The organism is Kineococcus auxinigenes (genome assembly GCF_050871525.1).
In the GTDB taxonomy this organism is placed as follows: domain Bacteria; phylum Actinomycetota; class Actinomycetes; order Actinomycetales; family Kineococcaceae; genus Kineococcus.
Genome location: NZ_JBKBCT010000021.1, coordinates 1 through 13,287, shown reverse-complemented (window position 1 = coordinate 13,287; position 13,287 = coordinate 1). Strand labels below are relative to the sequence as shown.

Sequence of the window (13,287 nt, the reverse complement as noted above, 5' to 3'; positions counted from 1 at the left end):
GGACGTGGCTGATCACCGGGTGGCGCTCACGGCGTACCGGGCGGTCCTGGCCTCCCGGGTGCGGGCCCAGCTGACGTACCGCACGTCCTTCGCGGCGGACGTGCTGGCGAACGTCGGCGTGGGCGTCAGCGAGTTCGCCACCTTGTACGTGGTGTTCTCCCGAGTGGACTCCCTCGGCGGGCTGGACGTGTGGCGGGCCGCGCTGGTGTTCGCGCTGGCGAACCTCGCGTTCGCGCTCGCCGACCTGCTCGTCGGGCACGTCGACGAGCTGCCCCGGCACGTGCGCGAGGGCACCCTGGACGCGTTCCTGCTGCGCCCGCTGCCGCTGCTGGCGCAGCTGGCCACCTCGGAGGTGTCGCTGCGGCGGCTGGGTCGCGCAGCCGTGGGGCTGGTCGTCCTGGTGGTCGCGCTGCCCAGGGTGGGCGTGGAGCCCTCCGCCGGCGCGGCCTGGTTGCTGCTCTCCTCGGTGCTGGGCGGCACCGCGGTGTTCTCGGCCCTGTTCGTCGCCGCCGGCGCGCTGCAGTTCTGGCTCCTGGAGGGCCGCGAGGCCGCGAACGCCTTCACCTACGGCGGCGCGAACGCCGCCCAGCACCCCGCGTCCCTGTACCCGGGACCGCTGCGGTGGGCGTTCACCTACCTGGTGCCGGCGAGCTTCGTGGCGTACCTGCCGGTGCTCGCGCTGACCGGTCAGCCCGGGCCCGCCGGGCTGCCGTCCTGGCTGGGCTGGTGCACCCCGCTGGCGGCCGCGCCGGCGTGGGCGGTGGCGCTGCTGCTGTGGCGCGCCGGGGTGCGCCGGTACACGGGAGCCGGCTCGTGAGCGGGCTCGTGGACGGCCCGGCCCTGGAGGTGCGCGACCTGGTGCGCGAGTACGTCCTGCGGGTGCGCGCGGGGCGCCTGCGCCGGCGGCGGCACGTCGTGCGCGCCGTGGACGGGCTGTCCGTGCGGGTGGAGCGCGGCGAGTCGGTCGGGTTCATCGGCGCCAACGGCGCCGGGAAGTCCACCACGGTGAAGCTGCTCACCGGGATCCTCGTTCCCACCTCGGGGACCGTGCGCACCTGCGGGATGGACCCGGCCGCGCAGCGCCGCGACCTCGCCCGCCGCATCGGGGTGGTCTTCGGCCAGCGCAGCCAGCTGTGGTGGGACCTGCCGCTGGCGGAGTCGTTCCGCCTGCTCGCCGCGATCCACGGGCTGCCGCGCGAGCGCCGCCGCGCACGCCTGGACGACCTCGTCGAGCGCCTCGACCTCGCCGCGTTCCTGGCCACCCCGGTGCGGCAGCTGTCCCTGGGGCAGCGCATGCGCGGGGAGGTCGCCGCGGCGCTGCTGCACTCCCCCGAACTGCTGCTGCTGGACGAACCCACCATCGGCCTGGACGTCCTGTCCAGCGAGCGGCTGCGGCGCTTCCTGCGCAGCGAGCGCGAGACGCACGGCACCACGCTGCTGCTGACCACCCACGACATGGGCGACGTGCAGCGGCTGTGCGACCGCGTCCTGGTGGTGGACTCCGGTCGCCTGGCCTACGACGGGGACCTGCCCGGCCTGGCGCGGCGCGTGGGCGCCCGCCGCGTCCTCGTGGTGGACCTGCGCGAACCCGTCCCGCCGCTGCGCGTGCCCGGCGCGGACCTGGTGGCGGTGGAGGCCGAGGGGCTGCGCCAGCGCCTGGCGTTCGACCCCACCACCACCACGGCCGCGCAGGTCCTGGCCGGGGTGTCGCGGCTGGCCGACGTGCGGGACCTGTCCGTGGAGGAACCCGACGTCGCCGACGTCGTGCGGCAGCTGTACGCCTCCGCGCGCCGCTGACGCCGGGTCCTGCGCGGGCCGGTCGGGGTGGAGCGGTCAGAGGGAGCCGGCGAGGCGCCCCAGGATCGGGTTCCAGCCGACGACGCGGCGCTCGGCCACGATCCCCCCGGTGGTGAAGGGGTCCTCGTCCAGCAGCGCCTCCACGGCGGCCGCGTCGGGCGCCTCGAACACCAGCACGGCACCGTCGGCGTCGGTGGGCCCGGACAGCACCAGGCGCTCACCCAGACCGGCGAGCCACTCGCGGTGCACGGGGCGGACCTCGTCGCGGGCGGCGGTGTCGGGCGTGTAGGCGTAGGTGGCGACGAAGTACGGCACGGGGGTTCTCCTCCTGCGGCGGCGGTTGTCGCCCAGGACGCTACCGCCGCGCCGGCACGTGCCCGGCGAGGGTGCGCAGCGCGTCCGCGGCCGCGGTGGCGTTCCCGGGGGGAGCCGGCAAGGGCTCACCGGAGCAGAACCGCTCCAGCAGCGCCTCCACGAGGGCGGCGCGCCCGACGATCCCGGGGCCGTCGGCGCACCCCGGCAGCACCCGCACCTCCAGGGTCGGCGGCCCGGGGTGCGTGCCCAGCACGTGGGTGAGGTTGACGTCGCGGAACTTCGAGTCGCCCGTGGCCGCCGCGGCGGCCCGCAGCTCCTCCCACCCGGTCCACTCCCGCTCCGCCAGCGCCACCAGCCCCGGCGGCAGCGGGCCCAGGCGCCGGCACGCCGGGTTGGTGCCCAGCAGCACGCGCAGGCCCTCGCGCCACGGGCCGAACAGCCGCAGCAGGCCGCAGAAGGCGGCGACGTCGAGGAACGGTGCCGCGTCCAGGTGCAGGTGCACCGCCGCCTCGGCGGGGACGGTGAAACCCAGCTCGCGCGCCGGCGCCAGCAGCGCCTCCAGCGCGGCGAGGTGGTCGGTCACCAGGGGTGGGGTGATGACCTCGCAGGGCCGTTCACGCTCCCCCGGCAGCGGCGCCGCCATCGCCACGCTGGCCCCCGCGCCGTCGTCCACGCGGAACACCGCTCCCACGGCGGTGACCCGGGTGCCGAACAGTTCCGCCACCGGTTCCAGCACCGACCCGATCCCCTCCGCCGGGTCGGTGCGCGCGGCGACCAGGCGCAGCAGGCGCGCGTCGTCGGTGAGCACCCGGTACCAGCCCGGGGCCGGTGCGGCCGAGGGGTCCAGGTCCTGCACGATCGTGGTGTCGTCCACGAGGCGGCACAGCAGCGCACCGTCGGCCCCCAGGACCTCGAACCCCGGCGTCAGGTGCCAGAACCTCGCGACGCCCGCCGTCGCCGACGTCTCGCTGTCCGCGTGGAACACCGGGCGCACCGCGCCGCCGCACCGGCGGGCCAGCTCGCCGGCGAGGTGCCGGCGGCTGGACCCGCGCGGTGCGAGCAGCTCCACCTCCACGCCGGTGCGCCGGCGCAGGAGCAGCTCGTCGTCCAGGGTGCTCAGGGCTGCACCGGCAGCGTCTCACCGGCCAGCAGGCGTTCCCCGGCCAGCGCCTTCGCCTCCCAGGCGTCCACGTTCCACACCGCCCCCAGTTCCACGGCGTCGTCGTACGTGTAGCCGGCCGCGAAGAACGCGTCGCGCTGCGGGGCCCGGTCGTCGGCCGGCACGGCCGGCTCGGTGGCGATCTGCTCGACGGGCTGCTCGACGGGCTCGAACGGCAGCTCCTCGCCGGCCAGCAGGTGCGCCCCCGCGGTCGTCTTGGCCTCCGCGGGTTCGACGTTCCACAGCCGCCCCAGCTCCACGGCGTCGGCGTAGCCGTACCCGGCGCCGAAGTACGCCACGAGCTCCTCGTCCGCCGGTGCGGCGACGTACGGCTCGCCGGTGGGCTCCAGCGGCACCGGACGGCCCGCGAGCAGGTCCGCGCCGGCGGTGGCCTTGGCCTCACCGGGCTCGACGTTCCACGACCGGCCCAGCGCCACGGCGTCGTCGTAGTCGTACCCGGCCGCGAAGTAGGCCTCCAGGGCCCTGGCCTGCTCCACCGCGGCGCGCGCCGCCTCCTGCAGGGCCTCCTGCCCGCCGGCCGGACCCGCGCTGGTCCGCACGTCGGGCTGCACCGCCGGCGCGCCCGAGGCCGCCGGCGAGACCACCGACGTCTCCCCCGGCCGGGACCAGCCGCCCCACGAAGCGACGCCGACGGCGCCCACGGCCGCCGCCGCGGCGGGGGCCGCCAGCAGCGCGCGCCGCCGGTTCGCGCGGCGCCGCCCTCCCCGGCGCGCCGCGGCCGGCAGCCACGCCGGAGCCTCCACGTCCTGCACCGCGGCCGCCATCTCGCGCCGCAGCCGTTCCTCGACCTCGTTCACCACCGGCTCATCGCCCCCTCGTCCTCGTCCGCACCCATGAGCTCGCGCAGCCGGGCCAGGCCCTTGGAGGCCTGGCTCTTGACGGTCCCGCGCGAGACGTCCAGCTCCTCCGCGATGCGCTCCTCGGACCAGTCCTCGAAGTAGCGCAGCACGATGACGGCCCGCTGCCGCGGCGGCAGCCTCCGCAAGCGGTCCACCACGTCCGCGCGCACGGCGCGGTCCGCGGCGCCGTCGGGGACGGCACGCCCGTGCCAGTCCTGCAGCTCCACCTCCCGCGGGCGCCGCGCCACCCGCCGCCACCGGTCGGTGACGGCGCGCGTCATCGCCGTGCGGGTGTAGGCGTGCGGGTCCTCGATGGAGCGCCAGCGCACGTACGCGCGCTCCAGGACGTCCTGCACCAGGTCCTCGGCGGCGGCGCGGTCACCGGTGAGCAGCAGCGCGGTCCGCAGGAGCCTGCCGCCGCCCGCGGCGACGAACTCCTCGAACGACCCTTCCACGGCCCCTCCTCGCGACGACTACCCCCTCAGACGCCGCAGACCCCCACCGGGTTGCCCCACCCACGAACGAACCCGCGGTGATCTTGCACGGGTGAACGCTCAACCGTGCAAGACCACCGCGGGTGGGGGTGGCTGGAGGGGGCTGCGGGGGTGGAGGGGGTGGGGGTCAGCCCTTGACGGCGCCGGAGGCCAGGCCGGCGACGTAGAAGCGCTGCAGGGCGACGTAGAGGATCACGCAGGGGATCATCGCCACGACCGCTCCCGCGACGAGGTAGCCGAAGTTGACGGCCCCGTAGGCACCGGACTGCAGGTTCACCAGCGACAGCGGCAGGGTGTACTTGCGGTCGTCGGTGAGGAACGTCAGCGCCCCCAGGAACTCCGTCCACGAGGCCAGGAAGGCGTACAGGGCGCTGGTGGCGATGCCCGGCACCAGCATCGGCCGCAACACGGAGGTCAGCGTGCGCACCGTGCCGGCGCCGTCCACGTGCGCGGAGTCCTCGATCTCCGCGGGGATGGACTCGAAGGCGTTGCGCATGACGAACACGCCGAACGGCAGGTTGACGGTGGAGTAGAAGAGCACCAGACCGAGCCGGGAGTCGGTCAGGCCCATGGCGTTCATCTGCAGGTACAGCGGCGTGATGATCGCCTGGAAGGGCACCATCATCGTCACCACGACCAGGCCGAACAGGACGTTGCGGCCGCGGAAGCCGAACCGTCCGAAACCGTAGCCGGCGAGGGTGGCCAGGAAGGCCGTCAGCAGCGCCGTGGCGATCGAGACCACGAGGCTGTTGCCGACGGAGCGCAGGATGTCGGCGTCGCCGTTGAACAGGGCCCGGAAGTTCTCCCCCGTGAAGGAGGTCAGCTGCGCCCAGGTGGGCGTGGTGGAGACGATGGCGTCGTTGGGCTGGAAGGACCGCAGCACGGACCACACCAGCGGGACGAGGAAGACCAGCGCCGCCAGGACCCCGCCGACGGCGTACAGGGTGACCTTGGTGCGGCTCTCCGCCCGGGCGCGGTCCGGGCCCGCCGAGGGGCGGGTCCGGGTGCGGCGCTGCGGGGCGCTCGCCGGTGCGGTGGCGAGGTTGGTGGGCATGGTGGTGGACACGACGGCTCCCTCAGTCCTTCTCACGCAGCAGGCGGAACTGGGCGGCGGTGACCAGGCCGATGACGAGAACGAGGACGACCGACAGCGCGGAGGCGGCACCGAGCTGCAGCTGCACGAAACCCCGCTGGTAGATGTACATGACCACGGTCTGGGTGTCCGTCCCCGGCCCGCCGCGGGTGAGGACGTAGAACTGGGTGAACGCCAGCAGCGAGCCGATGACGGAGATGACCAGGCTCATCGCGATCGTCTTGCGGAGCATCGGGACGGTGATGCTGCGCTCGCGCTGCCACCAGCTCGCGCCGTCCATCTCCGCGGACTCGTACACCTCGCGCGGGATGCCCTGCATGCCGCCCATGAGCAGCACCATCGTCAGCCCCGAGACCGCCCAGATGATCATCACGCAGATCAGGCCGGTGGCCAGCGGGCCGTCGGCCAGCCAGGCGGTCGTGCCGTCGGTGATGCCGAGCCCCTCCAGCACGATGTTCACCGCACCTGAGCTGGGCTGGGCCTCCAGGACGAGCAGGAAGCTCAGGGTGGTCAGGCCGATGACGTAGGGCAGGAAGAAGACCGTCCGGAACAGGGTGGAGCCGCGGCGGTTGGAACGCACCAGCACGGCCAGGACGTAGCCGACCAGGAGGATGGGCAGCGTGACGATCGCCGTGTACAGGACGGTGTACCCGACCGACTTCCAGAACACCGGGTCCTGGGCGACCCCGGCGTAGTTGCCGAAGCCGATGAAGTCGTAGGAGCCGATGAGCGGCCAGTTGGTCAGCGACATATAGACCGCGAAGACCAGCGGCACCAGCACGAAGACGACGACGAACGCCAGCGCCGGCAGCACCAGCAGCACACCGGTGCGGGTGGGGTGGGTGAGGGAGTTGCCGCTGCTGCCGCCCCTGCCGGCGGGACGCCCGCCCCGGGCGGGACGGGGCGGGCGCGACGCGGTGCGGTCCGCGACGGCGCTCACAGCTGCGCCTGCTCGAGGATGCGGTCGAAGCCCTCCTGGCCGGTGACCAGGGCGCCGTCGACGTCCCCGTCGAAGACGGCCTGCCGGAAGGCGGCGATCCAGGGCGAGTCCTGCTGGTTGAACAGCAGGTTGTAGGCGAGTGTCACGGGTGCGTACGCCTCCTCGATCTGCTCCAGGGGTGCCACGGCCAGGGGGTACGTCTGGCGGTACTCCTCCGTCGCCGCGTCCGAGCGGACGGGGATGAACCCGCCGGCCGGGAGGTTGGTCTGCTGCGGCAGGTCCAGGGCGAACCGGGCGAACTGCCACGCACCCGAGGCGTTGGACGCCCCCCGCGGGATGCACAGGTTGTCGCCGCCGGCGAACGTCGCCCTCCCGCCGTCGGGGCCCGGCAGCAGCTTCACGCCCGTCTTGGCCTGCATCTGCGGGTCGGCACCGAGGACGGCGACCGAGTAGTTCGCGGGGAACAGCGCCACGTTCCCCTCGGTGAAGGGCGCGCCCCAGCGGGCGCCGTCCCCGGAGAAGTTGGCCTGCGGCATCAGGCCCTCCTCCCACAGCGTCCGGTAGAACTCGAAGGTGCGCCGGACGGCGTCGTTGCCGACGATGTCGCCCTGCTGATCGCCGACCTCGCCGACGATGTTCCGCTCACCGGCGGCCCACACGTGGGGCTGGACGACGAACCCCAGGATGCCCGCGGCGTTGCCGTCGATGGACAGCCCGTACGAGCCGTCGCCCAGCTCCCCCACCGCGCGGGCGGCGGTGAGCATGCCGTCCAGGTCCGCGGTGGCGGTCTCGACGTCCACGCCGGCGCGCTCCAGCAGCTCGGTGTTGTAGAAGAGCGCGGAGTTGTCGGCGATGTACGGGACCCCGTAGTGCCGGCCGTCCCGGGTGGCCAGCCCCAGCTGGCCGGGGTTGAGCCGGTCTGCGAAGTCGAGCTGCTCCACCAGGGGGGTGAGGTCGGTGAAGGTGTCCCGGTAGATGAAGAGCATCGAGTTGATGTCGTCGATGTCGACGATGTCCGGGACGTTGCCGCCGCGGATCGCGGTGGCGAGCTTGGTGACGTACTGACCGTCCAGGACGGGCGTCACCTCCACCCGCACCCGGTCCTGGGAGGCGTTGAAGGCGTCGACGGTCTGGCGGACGCCGCCGACGGTGGCCGCCCGGCACCACAGCCGGACGGTGCCGGTGGCGTCCTGCCCGAACCCGGCGGCGGTGACGTCGGGTTCGGGAAGGGTGGAGGCGCAGGAGGGCAGCAGCGCGCTCAGCGCCGCCAGCCCTCCCAGGCCCAGGACGTTCCTGCGGGGAAGCACCATCGCTCTCCTCGGTCTCTCAGGTGGGCGGGCCGGTTCAGGCCCGCGGCAGCCAGACGCGCATGGGCCCGACCTCGCGGTTGGCCCAGGCGTAGTAGGGGATCGCCGGGACCTCCACGGTCTCGGGGGCGGCCTGCTCGGGCGCCTCGTCACCGGCCGGCCGGTACAGCGGTCCGCTGGCCGCACCGAGGGCGCGGTGCACCGGCAGCTGCAGCACGGAAACGCCACCGAGCAGGTCGGGGCGGTGCTCGGCGCGGGCGCCGCGCAGTTCCGCCACGCGCACCCGGACGTCGTCCGCGACGAGGTCGGCGGGCAGGTCGGGCTGCTCCACGCAGTACACGAGCGGGCCGCGCTCGACGGCGACGGCGCCGCGCACGGCGTCCACGCGCGGGTCGGCCTCGACGACGCGCACGCCCATCGGCAGCACGAGCTCCACGACGTCCCCGGCGGACCACCCGCGGCGCACGCGCAGGTACTCGCCCGCGGTGGCCTCCACGCCCTCGCCGGCGACGGTGGCGGTGGCGCCCTCGGCCCAGCCGGGCACGCGCAGCGCGAGCTCCCACTCGCCCTCGCCGGGCTCGCGGACCTCCACGCGGACGGTGCCGTCCCAGGGGTAGTCGGTGCTGACGGCCAGCTCCACGCCGCCCGCCACGTCGGCGCGCACGGTGCCGGTGGCGAACTGGTGCAGCTGGACGCCGTCGCCGGTGGTGGTCGCCACGTAGGCGTCCAGGCTGGACAGGGTGCGCATGATGTTCGGCGGGCAGCAGGCGCAGTCGAACCACGGGCGGCGGCCGTGCGCGGCGCTGCGCTCCTCGTCGGTGTGGGCGCCGGCGCGCATCTGCAGCGGGTTGACGTAGAAGTACTCGGTGCCGGCCAGCGAGACGCCGGGCAGGAACGCGTTGTAGAGGGTGCGCTCGACGAGGTCGGCGTAGCGGGTCTCGCCGGTGGCCAGCAGCATCCGCCAGGACCACTGCACGCTGCCGATGGCGGCGCAGCTCTCGGCGTAGGCGCGGTCCGGGCCGAGCTCGTAGTGGTCGCCGAACTGCTCGAAGTCCCAGCGCGCCCCGATGCCGCCGGTCACGTACGTCTTGGTGGAGGTCATGCCCTCCCACTGCCGGGTCAGCGCAGCCAGCAGCTCGGCGTCGCCGGTCTCGGCGGCGACGTCGGCGGCACCGGCCGTCAGGTACACCGCGCGCACCGAGTGCCCCTCCACGGTGTCGGCCTCGCGCACCGGCACGCGGTCGGAGAAGTAGGTGGGCTCCTTGCCGTGCTGCTCGATGATGCCGTGTCCGCGCGCGTCGACGAACCACTGCGCCAGGTCCAGGTAGGCGCGGTTCCCGGTCTCCCGGTACAGCTCCACCAGGCCCATCTCGACCACGGGGTGCCCGTCGACCTCTTCCGTCTTCCCCGGGCCGAAGGTGGCGACGAGGTGGTCGGCGAGCTTGACGGCGACGTCGAGCAGGCCGGTCTCACCGGTGGTGCGGTGGATGGCGACGGCGGCCTGGAAGAGGTGCCCGGCGCAGTAGTGCTCGTGGCTCCAGGGCAGGTCGACGTAGCGCGCGCCGTTCCCGCGGACCTGCTGCACGGAGTCGAGGTACCCGTCCTCGGCCTGGGCGGCGGCGACGATCCCGGTGATCTCGCGGATCCAGCCGAGGACCTCCTCGTCGGGCTCGCGCCCGTACTCCCACCCGGCGGCCTCGAGCCACTTGTAGACGTCGGAGTCCATGAAGATCGGCCCGCGCACCTCGCCGGTGGCGGTGCCCGCCGCGATGCGCAGGTTCTGCAGGTTCCCGGCGGTCTCGAGCTTCTCGTAGCCGGTGCGGATCGCCTGGCGGCGGTTGGCGTCCTGGCGCTCGTGCCAGAACCCGCCGGTGATGCGGGCGCGGCCGGAAGGGACCGGGTGCAGCGCGACAGCGGCGTCCGCGGTGGGCGCGGCCGGGGCGACGGGCGCCGGGGTCGTGGTGCTGGGGGCGGGCGCGGTCGTGGTCATCAGCTCTCCGTCGAGTCGGTCCGCCGCTTCCTGGGGAAACGAAGGAACACGTTTTCTGCGGCGCACGCTACGACCCCAGGCAGTCAGCGTCAAGGGAGGTACAGTCGTGGGTCCCCGGGCCGAGGACGTCGCCCGTCGAGGAACAGGAGGCGCGGCATGACGGAAACGAGCGTTCCGGCGGTGAACACCCCGCCGCGGATCGTGGACGTCGCCGCCCTCGCCGGCGTCTCCCCCGGCACGGCCTCCAAGGCGCTGAACGGCACCGGGCAGCTGCGCGCGGAGACCCGCGAGCGGGTGCGGCGCGCCGCCGAGCAGCTCGGCTTCACCCCCGACTCCCTGGGGCGCGGGCTGTCCTCCGGGCGCAGCTACACGGTGGGCCTGATCACCACCGACAGCTTCGGCCGCTTCTCCATCCCGGTGATGCTGGGCGCGGAGAACACCCTGGGCGCCGGGGAGATGGTCGTGCTGCTGTGCGACAGCCGCGACGACCCGCTGCGCGAGCAGCACTACCTGCGCACCCTGCTGGCCCGCCGCGTCGACGGCATCATCGTGACCGGCCGGCGCACCGAACCGCGCCCGCCGGTCGCCACCCCCGGCCACGTGCCGGTCGTGTACGCCTTCACCCCCTCGCAGGACCCGGCCGACACCAGCCTGGTCGTCGACCAGGCCGGTGGGGCCGCCGCCGCCGTGCGGCACGTGCTGGACCTCGGCCGCCGGCGGGTGGCGCACGTGACCGGACCGGCCGACCACCACGCCGCGGTGGTGCGCCGCGACGCCGCCGTCGCCGAGGCCGGCGGGCACCTGCTCGGCGAGCCGCTGCACGGGGACTGGAGCGAGCGCTGGGGCCGCCTGGCGGCGGAGCTGCTGCTGCGCCGGCACCCGGAGGTGGACGCCGTCACCTGCGGCAGCGACCAGATCGCCCGCGGGGTGTGCGACGGGCTGCGCGACGCCGGGCGGCGCGTGCCCGAGGACGTCGCCGTCGTGGGTTTCGACGACTGGGACGTCATCGCCCTGGCCTCTCGCCCGCCGCTGACGACCGTCGCGCTGGGGCTGGAGGCGATGGGCCGCCGGGCGGGGGAACTGCTGCTGGACGCCGTCGCCGGCAACCGGGTCGCGGGCACCACGACGATGCCCACGCGCCTGGTGGTGCGGGCCTCCACTGTGGGGGTGTGAACGCCCCGGGCCGCGCCGGGCCGGGCGGGCCCGCGCGCTTCGCGCTGGTCGGAACCGGCTACCGCGCGGGCATGTTCCTGCGGGTGGCGGCCCGGCTGCCGCGGCACCTGCGCATCACCGCGGTGCTCTCCCGCGACCCCGGCGCCGCCGGGGAGGTGACCCGGCGCTCCGGGCCGCCGGTCGTGGCCGGCACCGCGGAACTGCTGGCCACGGACCCGGAGTTCGTCGTCAGCACCGCACCCCCCTCGGCCGGTGCGGTGCTCGTGCCGGACCTGGTGGCCGCGGGGGCCGCGGTGCTCGCCGAGACCCCGCCCGGCGCGGACGTGCCCGCGCTGCGGCGGCTGTGGGAGCAGGTCGGCGCGAGCGGGCGGGTGCAGGTGGCCGAGCAGTACCCGCTCAACCCGGGCAACGCCGCCCGCCTGGAGGTGGTGCGCCGCGGCCTGATCGGGGCCGTGGGCGACGTGCAGGTCTCCTCCACGCAGCTGCACCACGCGGTCGCGCTGATCCGGGCGTTCACCGGCCTGGGCGCCGAGCCGCTGCGCGTGAGCGCGGTGACGCGCACCGCCGCGCTGGTGAACCCCGTGGACCGCCGCGGCTGGACCGGCGACACCACCGCCCGCCCGACCGCCTCCACCGTGGCGGTCCTCGACGCCGGCGACGGGCGCGGCGGCCTGTACGACTTCACCGAGACGCAGACGCGCAACCCGCTGCGCACCCGGCGACTGGTGGTGCGCGGCAGTTCCGGTGAGATCACCGACGACCGGGTGGTGCGGCTGGTGGACGAGCGCACGGTCGTGGAGTCGGCGATCGTGCGCCGCCAGACGGGCATCCACCAGGACGTGCAGGGCTTCGCCCTGGACCACCTCTCCCTGGACGGTGAGGTGCTGCACCGCAACCCCTTCCCGGGCGAGCGCCTGTCCGACGAGGAGATCGCGGTGGCGACGCTGCTGCTGCGCACCGCCGCGTGGGTGCGCGGCGCGGGCCCGCCCCCCTACCCGCTGGCCGAGGCGGCGCAGGACCAGCTCGTCGCGGCGGCGATCACCGAGGCCGCCGCCACGGGCCGGGCGGTGACGACGACGCGGGAGGCGTGGGCGGCGGCGCTGCGGTGAACCGCCTCAGACCGGCGCGGGAAGGGCGTGCGGGCCGGGACCGCCCACGAGCAGCTCCAGCAGGTGCGGGGCGGCCGAGGCCCCGCGCTCGCGCGGCGCGCTGACGACGCAGACCACCCACCGCGGCGCGTCGTCCGGCAGGGGCACGACGCGCAGGCGCGCGGCCTGGGGCTTGCCCGCGACGTGCCGCGGGACGAGGGCCGCGCCCAGGCCGCGGTCCACGAGGTCCAGCAGGGTGTGGACGTCGCTGACCGTGAACCGCACCCGGCGGCGCACCCCGTGAGCCGCGCACGCGGCGTCGTTGAGCGGGCGCACCCCCCAGGAGGGTGCGAAGTCGATGACCTCCACATCGGCCAGGTCCGCCCAGGCGATCCGGTCGCGGGCCGCCAGCGGGTGCTCCGCCGGGCACAGCAGCACCAGGGGCTCGGTGCCCAGGACCGTGTGCGGCAGCGCGCCGAGGTGCTCGGTGGTGGCGACCAGGGCGACGTCGAGGTCACCGGCCCGCACCCGGTCGAGCAGGTCGTGCGAGCCGGCCTGGTCGAAGTGGACCTCCACCTGCGGGTAGCGGCGGTGGAACCGCTCCAGCAGGCCGGAGACGTCGACCAGGCCCAGGCACTGCTCGGCGCCCACCCGCAGCGTGCCGGACAGTTCCCGGCCCGCCTGCACGACGGCGTCGCGGGCGGCGGCCGCCTGCTGGAGCATCGAGCGGGCGAAGGGCAGCAGCGCGCGCCCGGCGTCGGTGGGTTCCACCCGGCGGGAGGTGCGCTCGAACAGCGCCGTGCCCAGCTCGTGCTCCAGGCCGCGGATCGCGGCGGACAGCCCCGACTGCGAGACGCCGGTGAGCGCCGCGGCCCGGGTGAACTGCCGCTCCTCGGCGAGCGTGACGACGTACTGCATCTGCCGCAGGTCCATCCAGAAACCTTGGCGGTCTCAACCGGTCAACGCACCGCCCTTCTTTGATCATGGCGGGGTGGGTGTGGAGGTGGGGCCGGTGCAGACCTTCGGGTTGAGTCCGCAGCAGCAGGACCAGGTGTGGGTGCGCTGGCGTGC

At 74.9% G+C, this 13,287-nt stretch carries 13 protein-coding genes; 4 read left to right on the top strand and 9 right to left on the bottom strand.

What is annotated here, in order from left to right; translation table 11 throughout:
* Positions 1-4: 4 nt before the first annotated feature.
* Both ACRYR9_RS08305 and ACRYR9_RS08300 read left to right on the top strand, forming a co-directional pair.
* Positions 5-817 (top strand): ABC transporter permease, encoded by an 813-nt coding sequence (locus ACRYR9_RS08305; RefSeq protein ID WP_432526017.1) that lies wholly within the window; start codon positions 5-7, stop codon positions 815-817.
* Positions 814-1,797, top strand: coding sequence for an ABC transporter ATP-binding protein (locus ACRYR9_RS08300; RefSeq protein WP_432494687.1), 984 nt, complete (start codon positions 814-816; stop codon positions 1,795-1,797). Before ACRYR9_RS08305 ends, ACRYR9_RS08300 begins: the two co-directional genes overlap by 4 nt.
* A 36-nt stretch (positions 1,798-1,833) precedes the next feature.
* On the opposite strand, the gene ACRYR9_RS08295 is transcribed toward ACRYR9_RS08300, so the two are convergent.
* The 8 genes from ACRYR9_RS08295 to ACRYR9_RS08260 all read right to left on the bottom strand — a co-directional run bounded on the left by ACRYR9_RS08295 (position 1,834) and on the right by ACRYR9_RS08260 (position 9,955).
* A complete protein-coding gene (locus tag ACRYR9_RS08295; RefSeq protein ID WP_432494685.1) occupies positions 1,834-2,112 on the bottom strand; it encodes a YciI family protein in 279 nt (92 codons plus the stop codon).
* A 40-nt stretch (positions 2,113-2,152) separates the two neighbouring features.
* Complete coding sequence (locus ACRYR9_RS08290) at positions 2,153-3,205, bottom strand: amidoligase family protein (protein WP_432494745.1); 1,053 nt, start codon at positions 3,203-3,205, stop codon at positions 2,153-2,155.
* A gap of 23 nt (positions 3,206-3,228) precedes the next feature.
* On the bottom strand, positions 3,229-4,089 hold the full coding sequence (locus ACRYR9_RS08285) for a hypothetical protein (protein WP_432494683.1): 861 nt from the start codon (positions 4,087-4,089) through the stop codon (positions 3,229-3,231).
* Positions 4,086-4,586 (bottom strand): SigE family RNA polymerase sigma factor, encoded by a 501-nt coding sequence (locus tag ACRYR9_RS08280; RefSeq protein ID WP_432494681.1) that lies wholly within the window; start codon positions 4,584-4,586, stop codon positions 4,086-4,088. Before ACRYR9_RS08280 ends, ACRYR9_RS08285 begins: the two co-directional genes overlap by 4 nt.
* 166 nt (positions 4,587-4,752) lie before the next feature.
* The gene (locus ACRYR9_RS08275) at positions 4,753-5,691 is read right to left on the bottom strand and encodes a carbohydrate ABC transporter permease (protein WP_432494679.1); all 939 of its coding nucleotides are present in this window, start codon (positions 5,689-5,691) and stop codon (positions 4,753-4,755) included.
* Between the two features lie 10 nt (positions 5,692-5,701).
* Positions 5,702-6,658, bottom strand: a complete 957-nt coding sequence (locus ACRYR9_RS08270; RefSeq protein ID WP_432494677.1) for a carbohydrate ABC transporter permease — start codon at positions 6,656-6,658, stop codon at positions 5,702-5,704.
* On the bottom strand, positions 6,655-7,968 hold the full coding sequence (locus ACRYR9_RS08265) for an ABC transporter substrate-binding protein (RefSeq protein WP_432494675.1): 1,314 nt from the start codon (positions 7,966-7,968) through the stop codon (positions 6,655-6,657). The genes ACRYR9_RS08270 and ACRYR9_RS08265 overlap by 4 nt, the downstream gene beginning before the upstream one ends.
* A 34-nt stretch (positions 7,969-8,002) precedes the next feature.
* Positions 8,003-9,955, bottom strand: coding sequence for a glycoside hydrolase family 127 protein (locus ACRYR9_RS08260; protein ID WP_432494673.1), 1,953 nt, complete (start codon positions 9,953-9,955; stop codon positions 8,003-8,005).
* A gap of 156 nt (positions 9,956-10,111) precedes the next feature.
* On the opposite strand from ACRYR9_RS08260, the gene ACRYR9_RS08255 reads away from it, so the two are divergent.
* Positions 10,112-11,128, top strand: coding sequence for a LacI family DNA-binding transcriptional regulator (locus tag ACRYR9_RS08255; RefSeq protein ID WP_432494671.1), 1,017 nt, complete (start codon positions 10,112-10,114; stop codon positions 11,126-11,128).
* Complete coding sequence (locus ACRYR9_RS08250) at positions 11,125-12,237, top strand: Gfo/Idh/MocA family oxidoreductase (RefSeq protein WP_432494669.1); 1,113 nt, start codon at positions 11,125-11,127, stop codon at positions 12,235-12,237. Before ACRYR9_RS08255 ends, ACRYR9_RS08250 begins: the two co-directional genes overlap by 4 nt.
* A 6-nt stretch (positions 12,238-12,243) precedes the next feature.
* On the opposite strand, the gene ACRYR9_RS08245 is transcribed toward ACRYR9_RS08250, so the two are convergent.
* A complete protein-coding gene (locus ACRYR9_RS08245; RefSeq protein ID WP_432494667.1) occupies positions 12,244-13,149 on the bottom strand; it encodes a LysR family transcriptional regulator in 906 nt (301 codons plus the stop codon).
* Between the last annotated feature and the right edge of the window lie 138 nt (positions 13,150-13,287).